15 protein-coding genes, 1 tRNA gene, 3 rRNA genes and 2 pseudogenes are annotated in these 22,822 nt (G+C 42.1%); 5 read left to right on the forward strand and 16 right to left on the reverse strand.

From position 1 onward, the window contains the following. Nucleotides 1-407: 407 nt before the first annotated feature. From HBH39_RS14210 to HBH39_RS14250, 10 genes and pseudogenes are all read right to left on the reverse strand, one after another. Nucleotides 408-860, reverse strand: coding sequence for a hypothetical protein (locus HBH39_RS14210; RefSeq protein WP_167679340.1), 453 nt, complete (start codon nt 858-860; stop codon nt 408-410). A 79-nt stretch (nt 861-939) separates the two neighbouring features. After that, the gene (locus HBH39_RS14215; protein WP_167679342.1) at nt 940-1,569 is read right to left on the reverse strand and encodes a TorD/DmsD family molecular chaperone; all 630 of its coding nucleotides are present in this window, start codon (nt 1,567-1,569) and stop codon (nt 940-942) included. A gap of 35 nt (nt 1,570-1,604) precedes the next feature. After that, nucleotides 1,605-2,231, reverse strand: coding sequence for a DMSO/selenate family reductase complex B subunit (locus HBH39_RS14220; RefSeq protein WP_167680093.1), 627 nt, complete (start codon nt 2,229-2,231; stop codon nt 1,605-1,607). A gap of 22 nt (nt 2,232-2,253) precedes the next feature. Continuing rightward, a complete protein-coding gene (locus HBH39_RS14225; protein ID WP_280117330.1) occupies nt 2,254-4,062 on the reverse strand; it encodes a molybdopterin-dependent oxidoreductase in 1,809 nt (602 codons plus the stop codon). Between the two features lie 41 nt (nt 4,063-4,103). After that, complete coding sequence (locus HBH39_RS19985) at nt 4,104-4,652, reverse strand: molybdopterin-dependent oxidoreductase (RefSeq protein ID WP_280117331.1); 549 nt, start codon at nt 4,650-4,652, stop codon at nt 4,104-4,106. Nucleotides 4,653-4,684: 32 nt separating this feature from the next. Next, nucleotides 4,685-6,679 carry an MtrB/PioB family decaheme-associated outer membrane protein gene (locus HBH39_RS14230; protein ID WP_167679344.1) on the reverse strand — a complete coding sequence of 665 codons (1,995 nt, stop codon included), beginning with the start codon at nt 6,677-6,679 and terminating at the stop codon, nt 4,685-4,687. A 14-nt stretch (nt 6,680-6,693) separates the two neighbouring features. Then, entirely contained in the window at nt 6,694-7,632 is a 939-nt protein-coding gene (locus HBH39_RS14235) for a DmsE family decaheme c-type cytochrome (RefSeq protein WP_167680094.1), read from the reverse strand. A gap of 649 nt (nt 7,633-8,281) precedes the next feature. Beyond that, nucleotides 8,282-9,094: a putative bifunctional diguanylate cyclase/phosphodiesterase gene (locus HBH39_RS14240; RefSeq protein ID WP_432280159.1), complete on the reverse strand. Its 813-nt coding sequence runs from the start codon at nt 9,092-9,094 to the stop codon at nt 8,282-8,284. An 18-nt stretch (nt 9,095-9,112) separates the two neighbouring features. Next, nucleotides 9,113-9,696 (reverse strand): annotated as a pseudogene (locus HBH39_RS20135) (diguanylate cyclase domain-containing protein); the annotation flags it as partial. Between the two features lie 239 nt (nt 9,697-9,935). Next, on the reverse strand, nt 9,936-10,307 hold the full coding sequence (locus HBH39_RS14250; RefSeq protein ID WP_167679350.1) for a CHASE domain-containing protein: 372 nt from the start codon (nt 10,305-10,307) through the stop codon (nt 9,936-9,938). A 417-nt stretch (nt 10,308-10,724) separates the two neighbouring features. On the opposite strand from HBH39_RS14250, the gene HBH39_RS14255 reads away from it, so the two are divergent. Then, nucleotides 10,725-10,940, forward strand: a complete 216-nt coding sequence (locus HBH39_RS14255; protein WP_167679352.1) for a TIGR02450 family Trp-rich protein — start codon at nt 10,725-10,727, stop codon at nt 10,938-10,940. Between the two features lie 285 nt (nt 10,941-11,225). Here HBH39_RS14255 and HBH39_RS14260 read toward each other — a convergent pair. Both HBH39_RS14260 and dmeF read right to left on the reverse strand, forming a co-directional pair. After that, nucleotides 11,226-11,302: transfer RNA gene (locus tag HBH39_RS14260), tRNA-Trp, on the reverse strand. A gap of 116 nt (nt 11,303-11,418) precedes the next feature. Further along, entirely contained in the window at nt 11,419-12,375 is a 957-nt protein-coding gene (dmeF, locus tag HBH39_RS14265) for a CDF family Co(II)/Ni(II) efflux transporter DmeF (RefSeq protein WP_167679354.1), read from the reverse strand. Between the two features lie 270 nt (nt 12,376-12,645). On the opposite strand from dmeF, the gene HBH39_RS19850 reads away from it, so the two are divergent. The 3 genes and pseudogenes from HBH39_RS19850 to HBH39_RS14275 all read left to right on the forward strand — a co-directional run bounded on the left by HBH39_RS19850 (nt 12,646) and on the right by HBH39_RS14275 (nt 15,622). Then, nucleotides 12,646-13,083 (forward strand): deoxyribodipyrimidine photo-lyase, encoded by a 438-nt coding sequence (locus tag HBH39_RS19850; RefSeq protein ID WP_244325664.1) that lies wholly within the window; start codon nt 12,646-12,648, stop codon nt 13,081-13,083. 26 nt (nt 13,084-13,109) lie between these two features. Beyond that, entirely contained in the window at nt 13,110-14,078 is a 969-nt protein-coding gene (locus tag HBH39_RS14270; protein ID WP_244325812.1) for a DASH family cryptochrome, read from the forward strand. Further along, nucleotides 14,079-15,622 (forward strand): annotated as a pseudogene (locus tag HBH39_RS14275) (cryptochrome/photolyase family protein). Between the two features lie 93 nt (nt 15,623-15,715). On the opposite strand, the gene rrf reads toward HBH39_RS14275, so the two are convergent. The 4 genes from rrf to pssA form a co-directional block, all read right to left on the reverse strand. After that, a 5S ribosomal RNA gene (rrf, locus tag HBH39_RS14280) occupies nt 15,716-15,831 on the reverse strand. 194 nt (nt 15,832-16,025) lie between these two features. Beyond that, nucleotides 16,026-18,914, reverse strand: a 23S ribosomal RNA gene (locus HBH39_RS14285). A 327-nt stretch (nt 18,915-19,241) separates the two neighbouring features. Next, nucleotides 19,242-20,786 (reverse strand): 16S ribosomal RNA (locus HBH39_RS14290). Together the 16S, 23S and 5S rRNA genes form the textbook arrangement of a ribosomal RNA operon. 643 nt (nt 20,787-21,429) lie before the next feature. After that, nucleotides 21,430-22,263: a CDP-diacylglycerol--serine O-phosphatidyltransferase gene (gene pssA / locus HBH39_RS14295; protein ID WP_167679356.1), complete on the reverse strand. Its 834-nt coding sequence runs from the start codon at nt 22,261-22,263 to the stop codon at nt 21,430-21,432. A gap of 108 nt (nt 22,264-22,371) precedes the next feature. Here pssA and HBH39_RS14300 point away from each other — a divergent pair, with 108 nt between their 5' ends. Next, the gene (locus HBH39_RS14300; protein ID WP_167679358.1) at nt 22,372-22,806 is read left to right on the forward strand and encodes a DUF4124 domain-containing protein; all 435 of its coding nucleotides are present in this window, start codon (nt 22,372-22,374) and stop codon (nt 22,804-22,806) included. The last annotated feature ends 16 nt before the right edge of the window (nt 22,807-22,822 follow it).

Below are 22,822 nucleotides of genomic sequence, written 5' to 3' on the forward strand. Positions count from 1 at the left end.
GCAAGTATCTAGGCAACTACACCTATCTTTTAAAATTCCAAGGCCACAGGCTGAAGATATCCAGTACTGGTTGGCACCGTTCATTAAGGCAAGCCATGATGTAATCAAATGGCACTAACTCATTTACCTATACGGTTTCTACTATTCTGTAAAGCGTGGTGCAGGCATAAGCCACCTTTGACGTGTTGCTGTACCTTCCAAAGGCCGGTTAACAAGGTACACTCAAGATAATGTCAAGCTCTGTAGCGATGTGAATGCCATCGCTAGAGTAAGAAAGCCAATCTTGTTGGCGAAGTTGAAAATAAGAAAGATAGCCATGGGGGTAAGCGTCAACGCGCAGCTTTGAGCCCTATATTTCGGCCAGAATTGCTAATTTGGTTAAATGACTGGCAAAGAGAAGTCCTATCCTAAACCTTGCCCATATTACATTGTTGCTTTCGAAGTTTTTGTCTTTCTAATGATAGACGTGCCATTGCAGTTAATACTCGTTGGGCTTTATCGTACAGCATTGAATCGGCATATTGTTTATCATCACAAATTGTTTGAGCATAATGCACGGCAAGCGACATAATAAGTTGTTCAGCTTGAGTGAGGTCCTTGTGTTCTAGCTCCTTAATAAACATTAATAAAAAGCATTGGAACAAGGTATCAAAAACTTGTGCCTTATCCATGTTGTAATGTTCATTTTTAGGCTTTGGGGGTAATTCGATCATAGCCGCTATGAGGCTACACACTGTCGAACAGGATGTAGCACCGACAAATAATTCATCAATTGCTTTATCCTCAGCAAAGTATTTTTGTAATTGTTGGGCAAAGTCAGCTTTGTTCCATTGTTGGGCTACTGATCGAATGACACTCATTAATTTTCCTACTAGCGATATAAACGCATTGGGATGATACTCAAGAAGTAAATTAAATGTTTCACCTCAACTAAAAATTTCACTTTACTTTAATATCAAGCAGGATCTGCAAGTCGAAAATTAAAATTTTTAACAAATCACCAACTCCTCTATAAAATTCAGTTATTGCATTGACTTTTACACATGTTAGAAACTGATCTACCCAAGGCAATAGGTGTTCAGTGAGCAAAATAATAGACAATTTTGGCTTTTTTTCGGTCATTAACTTACCCAACACAGCGATAATTAGTCCAATATGATCACGAGGCTGTTTAAAAGCCGTATTTATATCGATATTGTTATGCTGACAAAATTGTTCAAACTCGATACAACTTTGTCCATTCACAAGTTGATCTTTATCTGTATAGACCGACCCCCAAGGGTAAGCAGACTTAACTCCAGGTCCAACGAAAAGTTGTTTATAGTCATTACTGAGTTCAATGAAACTATGTTTACACAACGCCTTTTTCATTTTTATACAAATATCGTCAGTTGGCGAAATAAGAGTCGGCCAATTAGTGATAATTTCATCATTCACGTGTTGGTAAAAAGCTTCTGTTGGTGTATTGAATAACATACAAGAAAGTACATTACAGATAGCTGCTGAATTTTCAAAAGTGGCTTGGTTCATTACAATCTCTGTTGTTATTAACTGAGTGGTTTTAGGCATGGGTGACTGCACCCATGCCTAATAACTCATTAAGATTACACTTCGTTTTCGTTTTGGATTGAACCGTCCGAGCGGTCGTTGTAACGATTTACGGTAATAAGTAAGTTAGGGTCTGTAATACTACTACTCGGTAATGGTCTAGCATCACCTCTAACAGCCATAGGGTATCTTTTTTCCAAGATTTCAATTTTGTCAAAATCTAATGCGCGTTGTGGGCAAGACTCAACACAGGAAGGTTTTTTACCCTGTGCAATTCGGTCTTTACATCCATCACATTTGGTCATCACTTTGCGTTGAGTATCTAGCTGAGGTGCATCATATGGGCAAGCTCGTGCGCAACTTGAGCATCCAATACAAAGATCTGTCATAACATCAACAATGCCATCTTCGCGCCGTTTATGCATGGCTCCTGTTGGGCAGGCTTTCACACATACTGGTTCATTACAATGATTACAACTAATAGACACATAGTAGGCAAATACGTCATTAATATATACACCATCTTCTATTTCTTGAAAGCTGCCACCGCCGTATTTATAGGTACGACGTAGCATAGGTCCTAAATCAATATCATTTTTGTCTTTACAACTAATTTGGCATGTTTTGCAACCACTGCATTTTTCAGTGTTTATATGAAAACCATATTGGGTATAATTATTCATCATATCTTCTCGTTACCGTTTATTAAGCTAGACGGATTTCAACTAGGTTAGTATGTTGTGGATTGCATTTACCAATCGGTGTTGGGTGGTATTTGGTTAATGCATTAACATTACCGCCAGTATCGACTTTTGTTGATAAATTATCGCTATTTAACCAAGCTCCTTGTGCTAGAGATGTTACGCCTGGCATGATTAACGGCGTAACTTTTGCAGCAATAATGACGCTCCCGCGATCATTACTAATTTCAACTTTGGCACCATCAGTAATACCACGCTCTGCTGCATCTTTAGGATTTATCCATACTGCATCTTCAACAGCTTCAGTTAACCATTTGATATTATGAAAGCTTGAGTGAGTTCGACTTTTTGTATGATGACCGATTAGTTGTAATGGAAATTGTTCACGAGTTTCGGTGTCTTCATAGCTCTCCCATGTTTTGTGATACATTGGAATGGCCGGAATTAAATCTCCTTCAGGGAGTTCCCAATGAGTTGACATTGCTGCAAGTGTTTCTGAGTAGATCTCTACTTTACCACTTGGAGTGCTGAGTTTATTTGCTTCAGGGTCCGCAAAAAATGAACTGAACGCGACATTTTTGAAGTCTGGATTTGGTATTTTATACAAACCACCCTCAACAAGATCTTTGTAATCAGGTAACTTGGCATTGTTCGCTTGGTCACGCTTGTATAGTTCATCCAGCCATTGGTCGTAATTCTTACCTTCAAACACTGCACCTTCAAGACCTAAGCGTTTAGCAATTTCATAAGTCACTTCAAAGCAACCTTTTGCATCTACAGGGCTATTTACTGAGGTGGTCATCGGAATAACTGTTTCTTGGTTAGTTCCACCGAATGCACTAATATCGGTATGCTCTAAATCAGTTAAATCAGGTAACAAAATATCTGCGTATTTTGCACTTGGTGTCATAAACACATCATGCACTAAAATAAACAGCTCATCAGCTTCTCTGCTGGCTAAAATTTCATGAGTGCCAAATGAATCAGAGTGTTGGTTAATTAATGCATTGCCAGCATAATTCCAAATAAATCGAATGTTACTATCTAGTTTTTCAACACCTTTTAGACCATCTTTTTCAGGCGTAAAGTCAACACCACGTACAATCGCATCACTCCAAGTAAAGAATGAAATACTGCCTGAATATGGATTGTCTCCTTTAGGTGAGAGACTTATGGAACTTCTCCCATGACTAGGCCAAATACCTGAATTAGTTCCAGAAATACCGATTTTCCCTAGTAATAAAGGTAAGATGACAATTGAGCGTACAGTTTGCTCGCCAATTGCGTGACGTTGTGGACCTAGACCTTGGCATATAAAAGGGGTTGAGGCATTCATTAAATCTTGAGCCAAAGCAACAATTTCATTTGAAGCAATACCTGTAATTTTTGCTGCCCACTCAGGTGTTTTAGCTATACCATCTTCGCCAAGCCCTAAGATATGAGACTTATAATCGCTATTTGGTTTAGCAGATGCTGGTAAAGTGTCGCTATCATAACCAATACAATATTTATCCAGAAATGCCTTATCAGCTTTACCTTGACGAATAATCTCGTAAGCTAAAGCTTCACACAAAGCTGCGTCAGTACCTGGACGGATTGCCAACCATTTATCTTCTTTGCCTAATGCAGAATCAGAATAGCGAGGGTCAATCATGATAACTTTTTTGCCTTGGGTGCATGTACTCCAGTCGTAAGTTCCACCACCACCACTCATGCGTGTCTCTGCTGGGTTAAAACCAAATGCAACAACTAAATCACTGTGCAACATTTCAGTGTATGTGCTTGATGTGATTGTACCATACGTGTAATACATAGCTGCCAACTGTTGTGAAGAGCTATAAGTTCCATAGTGGTTTAAATATCCCCCATTTCACATAAAAGTTTTGCGCCCCATTGACCAGCCCAACGCCAATCACCGCCAGAATATCTAGCGTATAGTCGGCCTGTGCCATAGTGGGGGTATACTGCAGAAGGTCCGGCTTCGTTATAGACTTTTTGCAAATTTTCAGCAATGGTATTAAAAGCTTCATCCCACGAACACTCTATGAAACTACTTGCATGGCCACGAGGTCCAACACGCTTCATTGGACGATTTAGCCTGTCTGGTGAGTAGACTTTTTTACGAGAAGAGCGACCTTTGAGGCACGCCCTAACTTGGTGAGTACCAAATTCATCACCACCAACATCATCAGTTTCAATTCGTGTGATTTTTCCATCAACGGTAATAACTTTTAACGGACAGTTATGTCCACAGTTACAAGTACAACAAGACCAATCAACCTTCTCCCCTACAGGTGGCACTTCAGGGACTTTATTTGGCTCATCAGAGCTGGTTTTACAGCCGGTAATGGTTGCTGCACAGCCTAGTGCGGCACTGGCTTTTAAAAAACTTCTACGTTCCATTCATTTATCCTCAGTAACTAAAACGATGCGTGTTAACGCAACTTGTAGGTAAACGACAACATCACTTGGTGTGCGTTATAGTTATGGTTGATATCGCCCAGAGTAATCATCCCCGGAATATCATTGACCCCTACGTTGGCTGCATCGGTATCGAAATAGCGTTCATAGCGGTATGTTAATTTCAGCGCCATTTGCTTGCTCAAGGCATAATCGGCGTACATGCTGGCACTGTGGTTGTATGAGTAATAATCCCCATACGGATTCGTTCTATCGGCGGTGACATTTGTGTCACTAATTGAGTTACTAAATAAGTAATCAATACCTAAGGTAAGCTTGTCTTGCATCAAGCCGCTGTAGCTTGCACCTGCGCCTAAGCTGATAAATTCGTCTTCAATGTCGGCTGCCCAGTCAGGGCTAGCAAAACCTTGGCTGCCAGCTTGGTTAGAGTTAATCCATTGCTGACCGGCAAATACATAACCATCAATATGCTGATTAAAGGCAATGTTAAGGCTAGCGTCATAACCGTAATCTTCAGATTCAGTCAGGCCAATTTGGGTCTGGTCATACTCGTCTTGAGCATAACGGGTGCTAATGTCTAGGCTCATCCAGTTGATTGGGGTGTAGTTCACCTTGAATTCAACGGCGTTGCGTGTACGGTCAGCTAAGTAGTACTTGCGTAATAAGGCGTTGTTTTCAGATGATGTCAGCTCATTGGCTTCATAGGCAGAGCCACTGCGATTCGCATGCTCGGCTTTCAGGTTAAAGTTAACCTTATCCAAGGCGCGAACATTGAGTTTTAGCCATAAATTATCGTCATTAGTTTGCTCGCGATCACTGAAGGTGCGCTCCACTTCTTTGCGGTCGTAACCAGCTTGCAAACGGTAACCACTTGCAATGCGGTAACTAGCGTTCACTTTGTAGGTATTACGCTCAATGTCTTGTGGCACGTTTTGTCTAAAGGCGCCGGTTAAGCTATTGAAGTTGTATTGAGCAAATTCAGCGGTTGAGCTTTTATTATCACGCTTGCTGTAATCAATGCTGCCACCTAAGCGTAAACGATTAGTAAGCATAGAGGTCAGCGCAAAGCGGCCATCAAGAGTATCAACTTGACCATCCCAGTTTTGTAGCGGGTTGCCGGTCATTTGAATCAGGTTGTCATCTTGAATCATACGTCCAGTAACAATTCGACCGTTAATGACGGTGCGATTGATATTGTATTGACCTGACAATGACACTTGATGGGCTTGGTTATCTGGCGCGGCAGAATAGACATCGTTGGCATAAGGCAAGCTTAAGTGGTCGATGTGGTTTTCATATACACTGCCAAAATAGCTCAGTTCGGTGAGCCAATTTTGGCCAGAGAAGTGAATACCGGCATCAAACTGTTTAGTAGTGGCATCAATAGGCAGACCAAAGTTGATCGGACTAGGCGACACCAGACTTGCTGATTTATGACCCGTTTTGTCTTCTTGGCTGTATTTCACAAAGGCGCCATAAAAATCTTGGCCATAGTCAAAACCTAATGCCACTTTTTCGCGGCGTTGAGCTAAGTCGAAAGTTTTGATCGCATCAGATGGCGTCAACATGCCATCGTTGTGCCACAAACGACTTTCCACATCACCGGCTTGATAGGTTTTAATCGCATCATAATCGAGGCTAAATTCATACAAGCCTGCTTTACCACCAGAGATATGAGCAAAGCCATTATCCATGCCTAATTGATGGGCTTGAATTTGCGCTTGATAACCTGAGCTACCTTGAAATTTAACATCACCACTAACCGCACCAATGCCGCCATCTTTACCTGTGCCGAACGCATTGCCTGCATGCACATCGCTAACATCGTTAAAGCCAGCAGCGACACTCACTTCACCGCTATAACCTGCTACGTTAGTGCAGCGTTTACATTCATATTTATGGGTGTCTACTGAGGTAGTATTGGCATGACCGACCCCGAAGTTAGCCGCCACGCTAGAGGTTGATACCGCCAGCAGTGACAGGGTAATAAGATTCAATTTAAATGACATAATCTTGCTCTCCATTAGCGTTGCAGCAGACTGCCAGAGGGGTGGTTAGACCCGTGAATTTGGCTGTGACAATTTAAGCAGCTTTTACCACCACCAAATGCATCCATACCAGGCTCAGGTACCACGCGAGAGGCGTGACCATCTGAGGCATGACATTGCTGACATAACTGCGGTGCGCGGTTATCAAGTAAGTTATCGTTCACACTGCCATGTGGGTTATGGCAACTGCTGCAATCTTCAGTGACTGGGGCGTGTTCCCATAGGAATGGACCGCGCTTTTCAGCGTGACAGCTGTAACAGGTGTCATTAACGGTAGGCTTAACCAGTGCGCTTTCGCTCATTGAGCCATGTGGAGCATGACAATCAATACAGGTCATTTGGTCCCATTTCATTGGGTGAGAAGAACGCTTGTTCATGTCGGCTTTTTCTTGGGTGTGACATGAGGTACAGGTGTCGTTCACTGATAATTTGTCTAGCGCAGGGTCTTTGGCGGCATGCACGGTGTGGCAGTCTGCACAGGCAATTTCTTCAAGATTATGAGTGCTGGTATGCCATGCCATTTGCTCTGGGTCGTTATGACAACCTTGGCAGACGGTGTTTTGAGTTGGCGCCGAAAGCTTACTGTCTTGACCAAAGGCAATCATCGGCTCTTTACCGCCTTTGTTGTGATTGCCTTGCGGGCCATGGCAGGCTTCACACTGTAGACCAGCCATAGGAGATTCGCTATTGGTTAAGTTGCCATGGGTGCCTTTAAAAATATCCATGACTTTTTCATTTTTACGGTGACACATTAAGCAGTTGTCTGCACCTTTAGGGGAGTAATTTCCTTGAGCAAACTTATCAACTAATTGTTGTTCTAATTGTTCAGCACTAAGATCATCCCATGGGGTAGCATTAGCGCTTGAATAGGGAATTAATATTGAAGAAACTCCAATTATTAACATGAAGGCCATTTTTTTCATAAATATAATCCCCTTTATTAAGGTAAGTATTTATTAAATTGATTTCTAAATTGGCCGAAGATTTTAATATGCAATTAAACAAATCATCGATTGTTAAAAAATAACAGATAAGAATTGTGATGAATCACTAAAAAATAGTAAGAAGCGAGCTTTAAATCGCAGCGCACTGATAACGATTATCATTTACCAAAAAATTAATAAGTTAACTATCAACAACTTAAAAATCGGCATACCTATTTTGTGATAGTTAGGTTTTGCATTTGTTATATAGAAGGAAATGTTAATATAAGATCTATATCAAACTTATTAATAAGCTAATTAAATACATCTTTTAAAGGTGAGATTAATTCGTAATTGCACTCCAACTAAAGTAGCAATTAATTGGTAATCTTGAATTTTAATAGCTGACGTTAATGTTTAAATTTGTTTGAATAAAATTTAAAGAGGAATAGATACTAAATAACCGTATGAGTATAGATTTTATTTGCAAGCAGTCGCTAACCGATTAAGCTTATTTAGCTTCACCTAAATCAATATTCCACGAAATTAACTCAAACATATCATCTGATGCTACATGCATAGGAAATGTCGTGAAATAATGGCAGCAATCCACAGCCAGATTAAGTAATTCAGAGGGGGTCTAGTTTATGTAATGACTGACAGGTAGAGGTTTACTGAAAAAATATCCTTGACCCAAATTACATTTCATCTCACGTAAAAAACTCAATTGCTCTTGGTTCTCTATTCCTTCAGCAACCACCGACAAACCAAGACTTTGAGCAGTCCAAACGATTCCTTGGACAATATTTTTATCGCGGTCGTTAGTAATTATATCTTGAATAAAACTTCGATCGATCTTAAGTTTAACCGCTGGTAATCTCTGCAGAAGTGTTAAAGAGGAGTACCCCGTTCCAAAATCGTCCAGTGATATAGAAATTCCACATTCTTTAAATTCATTCATGATCGACAAAGCGCTTTCAATATCCTCAATAAAACTGGATTCGGTTATTTCTATCTCAATACTACCTTCTGGAATACGGTACTGTGTTAAAGTCGATTTAACCCTATCAATGAGATTTGGATCTCTAAACTGTTTGGGTGACAGATTTACCGATAATGGTACATCAATATTCTCATCTCGGATGATTCGAGAGCATTCTTCGAATGCCCAATAACCCAATTCAAAAATAACATTGCAACTTTCAGCAATCGGAATAAACAAATCAGGTGGAACTAATCCTTTTTCAGGGTGATTCCAACGCATTAACGCTTCGTAGGAGACAGTCAAGCCACTTGATATGTCTACAATTGGTTGGAGATAAAGTACTAACTCTTGGTTATTTATCGCTTGTTGCAGCTCTTTCTGAATATTTATTCTGCTAACCGCTTCCTCTTGTAACGCCATATCATAGACAACAATTTGACTCTTGCCTGCGTTCTTCGCAGCATACATCGCCAAATCAGCATTACGATACAAGGTCGTGAAATCATCACCGTCGTTCGGCAAAAACGCTACACCTATTGATGCAGACAAATTATGCGAACGATCAGTAACTAAAACAGGTTTACATATTTCCTCTAAAATCCTCTTCGCGCACAGGATTGAATCTTCAACTGTTTCAGTACGATCTAGTATCACGGCAAACTCATCTCCCCCATACGAGCAACAGTATCCATATCTCTAGCGGATGAACGAATGCGATCCGAGATTATTTTTAACACAGTATCACCAACGTCATGACCACATATATCATTAATAGGTTTGAAGTTATCAAGATCAATAATAAGTAGCGCTGAACCGACTCTGTAACGCTTGTATTGACTTAACGCTCGTTCTACTGCCTCTTTTAATTTCGATCGATTTGACAGTTTGGTTAATGGGTCGTGATGAGCGAGATGTTGTAATTCTCGCGTTTGCGTTTCGACCACCCCTTTCAAAATTCGCGGTTGATTTAGAATTTTCCGCAGGAGTGCCACGATGAAAAGTGAAACCAACAAAGAAGAGAAAAAGGCGAGTTCACGAACGAAACTGGGTAATGGATTTGGATCAGACATTTGAAGGTACCACTCTCCGTTTGGCACTTCTATTGTCCCCTCGAGAGAATGTTCACCGATCTCATTTTTTGAGGTTGATATTAAAATGACCTCCCCCGTATCTGGATGTTTACGTGACAGCCGGTAAGCGTAACCTTTTTGTTCGTAATTGTTTAGTTCGGTAACACTTAAAAGGTCATCCAGAAACAATAGCGCTGAAACAAAACCCCAAAAATACTCTTTGTTAGTCACCTCATCTTTCAAAAAGACGGGGTTTCGTCCAACCACCGCCACTCCCCTTGGATCAGTTCAAATGGTCCCGCTAATGTCATATGCTGCTCATGCAGTGCCAAGAGTGCTTCCTTCCGCCTACTGTCATCCTTCAAAATATCGTGACCAATAGCCTTTTCATTTCCATCTATAGGATGAATTGAGTGAATGATGCCATTAGGAGCTAATTGAAGATTAGAGATGCCGCCGACAGTATCCATAACCTCTTGGGCGTACTCTTCAAAGTCAGGAAAAAGCCCACGGTTCTGGCGCACTTCCTGTGCTAAAATTTTTGTTGATGAGAGAGATTGACCTAAACGCCTTTCGATTGCCTGAGTCTGAGTGTGTACGATTTCAGACACAAGAAAAGTCTGCCTATCGCTATATGAATTCAAAGCTAGACTGGAAAAATATCCCAATAGTGATACCAATATGAGGAATATTGCGATGCAAACTTTGTCTACAGCATTTATGTGCAATTAAAGAATCTCCATCCTAATTTCGGCACATTATTAACTGTAGCATAGATGTCTAACCTCGTAGGTTTCCTGACTAATTTACATAATTTTTCATATATACATACCACGCTCGCCCATAAACAAAGATGGACTTATCGTTTTGCATCCATCTGGCGAACGACTCCTAGCATCAATAAGCGGTTCATTAAAAATTTCTGCTCAATGATAAATTTGCTCATAAAAGGTTAAGCTCATCTTGGGCTTAAATCATCTAGCTAACGTAATATTGAATTATGTTCTATTGCTATTGATGGAGACTAAATGAACAAGATTAATCCTGCTAAGCTATTAAATAGTAAATGGACAGCATCAAAGCCGATGCACCGAGAAAAGCACTTTTTGGTATCTGAAATTGAGTTTGAAGAAGATGGCTCAGTGTTGTCATGTCAATTAGAAGCTGTAATGACAAAGAATGCGTATCTCATTGATTGGACTGAACTCAAAAATAATAATAAATGGGTGCAGGGTTGGAAATAGTGAATTGATACTTGCAGAAACAAGCCATATCAATTCATTTTATAGTACGTTTTAGCCTAATTAATCTAATAGCAAAACGCCAAAAAATCACACTATCTTAATTAGGAGTGTCTGAACATAAATCTGCATCAGAAAAAGTTGTTGTCACGGTTTGGTCACCATTTGGTCACCATTTGCAAAATTGAGCTTCTATAGCGTAATAAATTAAGGCTGAACTGGAGAGTAATAAATTTAAAAAAGTCAGAAAAGACAAAGGCCTAGCATAAATGCTAGGCCCTCTAAATTTGGCAGGGGTGGCAGGACTCGAACCCGCAACCATCGGTTTTGGAGACCGCTGTTCTACCAATTGGAACTACACCCCTGTTGACGTGGGGCATTATGCAAAAACCACTGACAAAGGTAAAGTACTTTTTCAACAAAAACCGCTAACTGAAGCATTTTCAGCCAAGTTAGCCGTTGGAATCATCTAAAAGCCAAATTACTTAACGATTACATCAGCACATTCAGGTAAATCGCATTGATGAACCTCAAGTGTGATGTGTTTAACTTGGTTAAATTTTGACTGTAATTGTCGTTTTAATTTTAGATTATCGATATCTTCGTGAGTCACGACTGACAGTACCAATACAAAATCTGCAGAGTTTGCGCGCCATAAATGAATATCGCTTATCACACAGGCGCAATGTTTTTCTACAAAGGCTTTTATCGATTCTTGCTGTTTTGCCGCTTGATTGTCATCTAACAATATTGGGCTAGTGTGCATAATAAGACCATAAGCCCACTTCGTTATAATAATTGCACCCACTATACCCATGATAGGATCTAGCCATAACCAACCTAAGTATTTGCCTAACACAAGCGCAAATATCGCCAATAAAGATGTCAGCGCATCGGCCAACACATGCATATAGGCGGCATTCAAATTGTGATCATGATGTGCATGAGAATGATGGTCATGATGGTCATGATGGTCATGAGAATGATGATCTTTTAACAGAAATGCACTAACTATATTGACTGCTAAACCAATCACGGCAACAAATATAGCTTGTTCAAATTGAATCTCGTGTGGATTAATTATTCGCGAAAACGACTCGACAAGCATCAATAATGCCACCATCCCCAGGGCGATTGCGCTTGTAAAACCACCCAGCACGCTTACTTTACCCGTACCAAATGCAAATTGCGGCGAGTCTGCATGTTTTCTAGCGTAATGGTAAGCAAATAAGGTGATCATAAATGCTGCGGCGTGAGTGCCCATATGCCAGCCATCGGCTAACAAGGCCATTGAACCATAAACGGTGCCAGCAACAATCTCAATGATCATTGTCAATACGGTCAATATCAGAACGTAACGGGTATTTTTTTCCCCCTCGTGGTTATGATGATTAAAATTATGTGTTTGAGACCATTTTTCTGTTGAATGAGCTTTCATAGTTACATTAAGAAGCAAAGTGTAAATTAAGTTACTACAAGGTTATATATAGCTTTATCCAATCTAACAAGTTTGCGGCCTAAAATTGTGAGCTGATAATCAAATCTATTAATACGAATCATACTCATTAATAAAAACAAAATAATTTAAGCCTAATATGATGCTTTCCTAAATATTATGTGACTTAAATAGTCAGCCCCAAATGGATATCATCAATTGATTTGCTGCCCTCAACAACCTCTCATACTGCAGCTCATATGATTCAGTTTCTTGCCTTTATGGATTGATCTGATTTGCGGATTATCTCGTATTAGATGTTATAAAATTGACGATAAAAATGTAGGTATTGAGTTGAATAACAACATTGGCGTGTATTGGTTCACTAATGATTTAAGGATACACGATAACCCATTGCTTCAACGCGCTTCTGTGGAAGTCGATGCTTTAATTTGCGTTTATTGTTATCCAGAATTGAGTCCATTTCTAAGACAATATGCTCAAGAAGCAAAATTAGGTTACAGCAGACAACTATTTTTAAATCAATCGCTTGATAACCTTAATGAATCACTTAGTAGGCTTTCACAAGGATTAATTGTACTAGCTATGCCACTCCACAAAGCAATTACCCTATTGCAGCAACAAGTTAAACTCACTCACTTGTATGTTGATGAACAAGCAGGGGGGATGAATTACGACAGCTTGATATAATTCAAACGGACAACCCTGCATTACATATAGTACAGAAAGAAGTTAATTGCTTATTCACAAAAAATACACTGCCATTTCAGATAAATGCTCTACCTAGCACCTTCAGCCAGTTTCGTAAAAAAGTCGAAAACATTGCCATTGACATTAATTTAAATCATTTGGACTCATTGCCACCAATGCCATCTGAAATTGATGTCTCATCCCTAAAAATGGCCACATTACCTCTTAATCAAACGAAAAAAACTCTGTTATTTAAAGGTGGTGAGCAGGCGGCTTTAAAACATTGTCAAACGTATTTTGAAACTACATACCCAAGTAGATATAAGGAAACTCGCAACGCACTGGATGGTTTTGACAATTCAACCAAATTTTCCCCTTGGTTGGCATTAGGCTGTATATCACCAACTATGATTTACGCCATGCTAAAACAATACGAAAAAATTAACGGCGCTAACGAATCAACCTACTGGATTTATTTTGAACTACTCTGGCGAGAGTACTTTTATTGGTATGCAAGACGTTATCAAAACGCACTATTTCATTTTGGTGGTATTAGAAACAACCCTCCACTCACCAGCTTTTATGCACAACGGTTTCAACAATGGAAACATGGCCAAACACCTTTTCCTATTGTTAATGCTTGTATGCATCAATTAAATCAAACGGGCTATATGTCAAATCGTGGCAGACAACTCGTGGCCAGTTGTTTAGTGCACGAGCTAAATTTAGACTGGCGCTATGGGGCCGCATATTTTGAGACTCAACTAATTGATTACGATGTCGCATCAAACTGGGGCAATTGGCAATATTTAGCCGGAGTGGGAGCTGATCCCCGTGGTAGTCGTCGATTTAATTTAGACAAACAAACACAAGTGTATGACCCTGATTTAAAGTTTATTTCGCAATGGCATGGTGAATGTAAAAACTCACAAATTGATTTTCAAGATTATGTAGATTGGCCTATTACTTCAGTCACAAATAAGGGAGATACCTAAATGGGCATTGATACTGTTAGACTCATTCTGGGCGATCAGCTCAATGAAGAGCACACTTGGTATCAGCAAGTCGATAATAAGGTGCTCTACATCATTGCAGAGCTTAAACAAGAAAACACCTATGTCACCCATCATATTCAAAAGGTGTGCGCGTTCTTTTGTGCAATGGAGCAATTTGCCATTGAAAAAGGCTCACAAGGTCATCAAATATTACACCTAACTCTCGATAATACCGCTGATTTTAGCGATCTAAACCAATTGATCCGTTATTACATGGCAAAATTTGGTGCTAGCAAGTTTGAATACCAACGCCCTGATGAATATCGCTTACTTGAACAATTATCCAAACTTAAGATAGACAACGCAGTAGTCCGCTGTGTCGACACAGAACACTTTTTGTTGCCTTTCAATGAAATAGACCAACAGTTCCCTCAAGACAAACACATATTAATGGAGTTCTTTTATCGCCGAATGCGAAAGCGGTTCAATATTCTCATGGATGACGATAAACCTTATGGAGGTCAGTGGAACTTTGACGCAAACAATCGTAACAAACTAAAAGCATCAGACTTAGCAAAGCTGCCAGAGCCATTACTTTTTAGTCAAAATATCGAAGCGGTAAAACAGCGTCTTGAACGACACAAGATTAACACTATAGGGAGTTTGCAAGGCAATCTACTATGGCCCGTTAATCGCAGTCAAAGCCTGTCCTTGCTAGCTTATTTCTGTAAAGTCTGCTTGCCTTTATTTGGTCAATTCCAAGATGCAATGACCAAAAATCATGATGCTAAATGGAGTCTATATCACAGCAGATTGTCCTTTTCACTCAACTGCAAGTTATTACATCCTAAAGAAGTTATCGATGCAGCACTGGCAGAATATAAAAATAATACTGCTATTGATATTTCACAAATTGAGGGTTTCATTAGGCAAATTTTAGGTTGGCGAGAGTATATTCGCGGGGTTTACTGGGCAAATATGCCCAATTATGCGAATAAAAACAGTCTTGGTGCCAGCAACAAATTGCCCGATTACTTTTGGACGGGGCAAACCCAAATGGCCTGTATGAACAATGCAATTAACCAGTCTTTAGATTATGCCTACGCACATCATATACAACGGCTTATGGTGACAGGTAATTTTTGCTTACTTACAGAAATAGCGCCAAACCAAGTGGATGACTGGTATCTAGGAATATATGTCGATGCTATAGAGTGGGTTGAAATGCCTAACACCAGAGGAATGGCATTATTTGCTGATGGTGGAATTGTTGGTACTAAACCTTACGCAGCAAGCGGCTCTTACATCAATAAAATGAGCGACTATTGCAAAGGCTGTCACTACGACATTAAAGCCAGAAGTGGTGAAAGATCTTGTCCATTCAATAGTTTATATTGGCAGTTTATGCACAAACACAGAGCACGTCTTACTAACAACCCCGCATAGCAATGCTCTATCGGACATGGGATAAAATGGAACAACCAAAACGCTTAGCAATATTGGATACGGCAAAACATTATTTAGAAAATTTGGAAGCCTTATAGCAAGCAGTTCCCAAATAAATCAAGGTCCTAAGAGAGTATCATAAATGCAAAAAGCCCGTTACGCTAGTAACGGGCTTTTTGGCTTTATTTAGCGCCTGGAAATGACCTACTCTCACATGGGGAGACCCCACACTACCATCGGCGATACTGTGTTTCACTTCTGAGTTCGGAATGGGATCAGGTGGGACCACAGCTCTATGGTTTCCAGACAAATTTGTCTATTTAACGCCTTGGCATCAAATAATAATTCGGAAAGCTAATGCATGCTCTATTTCAAACACGCTGTCTTGAGTTATCACTGCTTAAGTGCTCTATCCTAATACTAAGTATCAGTACGACCTCCAAGGAAGGAGGAAGTGCTTTAAACGTCTGGAACGTTTTAAGTAAAACCCATCTGGGTTGTATGGTTAAGCCTCACGAGTCATTAGTACATGTTAGCTCAACGCCTCACAACGCTTACACACCATGCCTATCAACGTCCTAGTCTCGAACGGCTCTTTAGAGGTCTTAAAGACCTAGGGATGACTCATCTTAGGGCTCGCTTCCCGCTTAGATGCTTTCAGCGGTTATCGATTCCGAACGTAGCTACCGGGCAATGCTATTGGCATAACAACCCGAACACCAGCGGTTCGTCCACTCCGGTCCTCTCGTACTAGGAGCAGCTCCCTTCAATCATCCAACGCCCACGGCAGATAGGGACCGAACTGTCTCACGACGTTCTGAACCCAGCTCGCGTACCACTTTAAATGGCGAACAGCCATACCCTTGGGACCGACTTCAGCCCCAGGATGTGATGAGCCGACATCGAGGTGCCAAACACCGCCGTCGATATGAACTCTTGGGCGGTATCAGCCTGTTATCCCCGGAGTACCTTTTATCCGTTGAGCGATGGCCCTTCCATTCAGAACCACCGGATCACTATGACCTACTTTCGTACCTGCTCGACGTGTATGTCTCGCAGTTAAGCTGGCTTATGCCATTGCACTAACCGTACGATGTCCGACCGTACTTAGCCAACCTTCGTGCTCCTCCGTTACTCTTTGGGAGGAGACCGCCCCAGTCAAACTACCCACCAGGCACTGTCCTCAACCCCGATTAGGGGCCAGAGTTAGAACATCAACACTACAAGGGTGGTATTTCAAGGACGACTCCACACAAACTAGCGTTCATGCTTCAAAGTCTCCCACCTATCCTACACATGTAGGGTCAATGTTCAGTGCCAAGCTATAGTAAAGGTTCACGGGGTCTTTCCGTCTAGCCGCGGGTATACGGCATCTTCACCGCAATTTCAACTTCACTGAGTCTCGGCTGGAGACAGCGTGGCCATCATTACGCCATTCGTGCAGGTCGGAACTTACCCGACAAGGAATTTCGCTACCTTAGGACCGTTATAGTTACGGCCGCCGTTTACCGGGGCTTCGATCATGAGCTTCTCTTGCGATAACCCAATCAATTAACCTTCCGGCACCGGGCAGGCGTCACACCGTATACGTCATCTTGCGATTTTGCACAGTGCTGTGTTTTTGATAAACAGTTGCAGCCACCTGGTATCTGCGACTCCCAGCAGCTTAGAGAGCAAGTCTCATCACCACCAGGAGCGTACCTTCTCCCGAAGTTACGGTACCATTTTGCCTAGTTCCTTCAGCCGAGTTCTCTCAAGCGCCTTGGTATTCTCTACCCGACCACCTGTGTCGGTTTGGGGTACGATTCCCGCTAACCTGAAGCTTAGAAGATTTTCCTGGAAGCATGGCATCAACTACTTCATCACCTTAGTGACTCGTCATCAGCTCTCAGCGTTATGTGTTCCCGGATTTGCCTAAGAACACCGCCTACTACCTTAAACGCGGACTACCAACGCCGCGCTAGCCTAGCCTTCTCCGTCTCTCCATCGCAGTTAGCGGAAGTACAGAAATATTAATCTGTTTCCCATCGATTACGCCTTTCGGCCTCACCTTAGGGGTCGACTCACCCTGCCCCGATTAACGTTGGACAGGAACCCTTGGTCTTTCGGCGAGGGAGTTTTTCACTCCCTTTATCGTTACTCATGTCAGCATTCGCACTTCTGATACCTCCAGCGTGGGTTACCCCTTCACCTTCAACGGCTTACAGAACGCTCCTCTACCGCTTGCACCTAAGTGCAAACCCGTAGCTTCGGTGTATTGCTTAGCCCCGTTACATCTTCCGCGCAGGCCGACTCGACTAGTGAGCTATTACGCTTTCTTTAAATGATGGCTGCTTCTAAGCCAACATCCTAGCTGTCTAAGCCTTCCCACATCGTTTCCCACTTAGCAATAACTTTGGGACCTTAGCTGACGGTCTGGGTTGTTTCCCTTTTGACGACGGACGTTAGCACCCGCCGTCTGTCTCCCGAGTAGTACTCATTGGTATTCGGAGTTTGCAAAGGGTTGGTAAGTCGGGATGACCCCTAGCCTTAACAGTGCTCTACCCCCAATGGTATTCGCTCGAGGCGCTACCTAAATAGCTTTCGAGGAGAACCAGATATCTCCCGGTTTGATTGGCCTTTCACCCCCAGCCACAAGTCATCCGCTCATTTTTCAACATAAGTCGGTTCGGTCCTCCAGTTGATGTTACTCAACCTTCAACCTGCCCATGGCTAGATCACCGGGTTTCGGGTCTACGCCTTGCAACTAAACGCGCAGTTAACACTCGGTTTCCCTACGGCTCCGCTATTCGCTTAACCTCGCTACAAAACGTAAGTCGCTGACCCATTATACAAAAGGTACGCAGTCACGGTCTCAAGAACCGCTCCCACTGCTTGTACGTATACGGTTTCAGGTTCTATTTCACTCCCTCACAGGGGTTCTTTTCGCCTTTCCCTCACGGTACTGGTTCACTATCGGTCAGTCAGGAGTATTTAGCCTTGGAGGATGGTCCCCCATATTCAAACAGGATATCACGTGTCCCGCCTTACTCGTTTTCATCAATGGTTAGTTTTCGTGTACGGGGCTATCACCCTGTGCCGCTGTGCTTTCCAACACATTCCACTAACACCCCACTGACTTAAGGGCTAATCCCCGTTCGCTCGCCGCTACTAGGGGAATCTCGGTTGATTTCTTTTCCTCCGGGTACTTAGATGTTTCAGTTCCCCGGGTTTGCCTCCTACAGCTATGTATTCACTGCAGGATAGTTGCTTATGCAACTGGGTTTCCCCATTCGGACATCGTTAGCTCAAATGCTTGTTACTAGCTCGCCAACGCTTTTCGCAAGTTACTACGTCCTTCATCGCCTCTGACTGCCAAGGCATCCACCGTATACGCTTAGTCACTTAACCATACAACCCAAATGAGTTTCACTTGAGCTGTATTGCAACTAGCTGGTTTTTACTTTGATAATTCATGCACTTTCGCACACGAAATCGCCTTAGTTTTAGAATATTCAAGACACTTAAACAGTGTTTTGAGAACTCAATGTTTAATACTTATCGTATTAAACGATTTGTAAGTAATTACATGACAGACTCATGCAATTAAATACTATCAGCTTTCCAAATTGTTAAAGAACAATGCATACCGGCTCGCGGCGCATTTCACTCTACTTCCGAAGAAGTTAACAAGTAATCTGTGTGAACACTCAGCAAATATTGAGTTAGTCGTATAGGTAAGGAGGTGATCCAGCCCCAGGTTCCCCTAGGGCTACCTTGTTACGACTTCACCCCAGTCATGAACCACAAAGTGGTGAGCGTTCTCCCGAAGGTTAAACTACCCACTTCTTTTGCAGCCCACTCCCATGGTGTGACGGGCGGTGTGTACAAGGCCCGGGAACGTATTCACCGTAGCATTCTGATCTACGATTACTAGCGATTCCGACTTCATGGAGTCGAGTTGCAGACTCCAATCCGGACTACGACGAGCTTTGTGAGATTAGCTCCACCTCGCGGCTTTGCAACCCTCTGTACTCGCCATTGTAGCACGTGTGTAGCCCTACTCGTAAGGGCCATGATGACTTGACGTCGTCCCCACCTTCCTCCGGTTTATCACCGGCAGTCTCCCTAAAGTTCCCACCATTACGTGCTGGCAAATAAGGATAGGGGTTGCGCTCGTTGCGGGACTTAACCCAACATTTCACAACACGAGCTGACGACAGCCATGCAGCACCTGTCTCAGAGTTCCCGAAGGCACCAATCCATCTCTGGAAAGTTCTCTGGATGTCAAGAGTAGGTAAGGTTCTTCGCGTTGCATCGAATTAAACCACATGCTCCACCGCTTGTGCGGGCCCCCGTCAATTCATTTGAGTTTTAACCTTGCGGCCGTACTCCCCAGGCGGTCTACTTAATGCGTTAGCTTGAGAGCCCAGTGTTCAAGACACCAAACTCCGAGTAGACATCGTTTACGGCGTGGACTACCAGGGTATCTAATCCTGTTTGCTCCCCACGCTTTCGTGCATGAGCGTCAGTCTTTGTCCAGGGGGCCGCCTTCGCCACCGGTATTCCTTCAGATCTCTACGCATTTCACCGCTACACCTGAAATTCTACCCCCCTCTACAAGACTCTAGTTACTCAGTTCCAAATGCAATTCCCAGGTTGAGCCCGGGGCTTTCACATCTGGCTTAAATAACCGCCTGCGCACGCTTTACGCCCAGTAATTCCGATTAACGCTCGGACCCTCCGTATTACCGCGGCTGCTGGCACGGAGTTAGCCGGTCCTTCTTCTGTAGGTAACGTCACAGCTAACAAGTATTAATTGCTAACCTTTCCTCCCTACTGAAAGTGCTTTACAACCCGAAGGCCTTCTTCACACACGCGGCATGGCTGCATCAGGCTTTCGCCCATTGTGCAATATTCCCCACTGCTGCCTCCCGTAGGAGTCTGGGCCGTGTCTCAGTCCCAGTGTGGCTGATCATCCTCTCAGAACAGCTAGGGATCGTCGCCTTGGTGAGCCATTACCTCACCAACTAGCTAATCCCACCTAGGTTCATCCAATCGCGGAAGGCCCGAAGGTCCCCTCCTTTCCCCCGTAGGGCGTATGCGGTATTAGCAGTCGTTTCCAACTGTTATCCCCCTCGACTGGGCAGATCCCTAGGCATTACTCACCCGTCCGCCGCTCGCCGGCAAAGATAGCAAGCTATCTTCCCGCTGCCGCTCGACTTGCATGTGTTAGGCCTGCCGCCAGCGTTCAATCTGAGCCATGATCAAACTCTTCAATTAAAGTTTTTTGAGACTAAGTCTCGGCTCAATGAATTCTGATTGCTTTATCAACCGAAGTTAACAAAGTCTTTTGTACATATTGCTATGAACATTCATCATTCTCATTTAAGAGAGAAGACATTGAGTTTAAATTTTTGATTGCTTCCTAAGAAGCAATTTCGAATAACTCAATACCTGTGAATGTCCACACAGATTTCTTGTTTAGTTTGTTAAAGAGCGTTACTAATGCCGAAAGAATTAACCTTTGCTTAGTGGCCGTTGACGCTAGGTCGTTGGCTTGGGCTGCGTATTCTACGCTTTCCCGTGTTGGCGTCAAGTGTTTTTTCAAACTTTCTTTTCGCCTTAATTTGATTGCCTATTTGCTAATCAAATCAAGCTGGCTCGGTGTTGGCTATTGCTGTCTGCCGTGTCAGTGGATGCGCATTATAGGCAGATAAGATTTTAGCGCAAGGGCTTTTTTGAAGTTTTTAAACCTATCAACCCCGACCGATTATTAAAGCAGCAGATCGATGTTTAATCCAGCAAATTTGATCAATTTTTTTAGTTTTCGATATATGAACTCAGTTTATACATAGACAAAAATGCCCTTTACATTATGTTAAGGGCATTAAAATCTGAACACGATTCTCAATTCGCTGTCATTTTAACTATTCGAATTTGATTTATCGTGGCTTGCTTGAGGATTTGATTGCGCGTGAATTTTACTTTCATTGGCAATATCATCTGTTTCATCACCAATTACATGCTCTACTTTTAGCTTATCTACACTTTTAAAAGTAATAAATGGACCTGACAATGCATAAATATAAAAGGTAAGACAGAGGATAACCGCAGGGTCGACCGATACGATCGCAAATAACCCGACAAGTATAAGCATAACTAAGAAATTAACTTTCCCACGCCAGTCAACTTCTTTGAATGAATGGTATTTAAAGTTGCTTACCATTAATAGCCCCATTAGCGCAGTAACAAAGGCAACCAAATAACTGATGTTGTTGGGATCGATATCATAACTTGTGCCACTCCATATGCTTCCAGCTATTACAGCTGCGGCAGCAGGGCTTGCAAGTCCTTGAAAGTAACGTTTATCGGCAATACCAACTTGAGTGTTAAATCGTGCTAAGCGCAAAGCTGCAGCTGCACAATAAATAAATGCAGCAAACCAGCCTATTTTACCTATATCGTTTAATGCCCAGTTATATGCCAATATTGCTGGCGCCATACCAAAAGATACCATATCTGCCATGCTGTCATACTCGGCACCAAAATCACTTTGGGTATTTGTCATTCTTGCAACGCGCCCATCCAAGCCATCACAAATCATTGCGACAAATACGGCTATTGCTGCAGCTTCAAAATTCCCATTCATTGATGCGATTATCGCGTAGAAACCTGAAAACAACCCTGCGGTGGTAAATAGATTGGGCAGTAGGTATATCCCTTTGTTTTTGTCTGTTTGCTTAGTTGAATTTTGCATACGCTCAAATCATTATTAAATTAATGTTGGATTTTACATGAATATAACATACTTTTATTTAATCAAAGATAGTCACAACTATCAGTGTTTAAATTGGATATCTATCATATGAAACAATTAGCATTATTCGTAACTAGCCTTTTTTTGATGTCATCGAGCCTTGCTGCCACTATTTATACTTGGGTTGATGAAGATGGCGTCGCACATTACAGCCATCAGATGCCAAAAGGCGTTGATGCTAAGTTGATTAGCAGCGAAGAAATTGAACCCGGTAAAATTGGAACGAAATCTCCAATAAAGCGTGTTGAAACTAAAACGCCTGAAGATGATTTAGCTAAGTCGGCTAAGCTCATTAAAGAAAAAGATACTGCACAAGCTAAATCAATTTGTGATAGTGCTAAACATAGTTTGGATTTGCTCAATTCATACAATCGTTTATCTAGAAAAGATGAAAAAACGGGCGAGCAAGTGACAATGACTGAAGAAGAAAAAATAGCGGCTAGAGCTGAAAATGAAAAACGCATTAAACTATTCTGTCAGTAAAATTTTTTAGTTGTAC

The sequence above is a fragment of the Shewanella aestuarii genome (assembly GCF_011765625.1).
Taxonomy (GTDB): Bacteria; Pseudomonadota; Gammaproteobacteria; order Enterobacterales; family Shewanellaceae; genus Shewanella; species Shewanella aestuarii_A.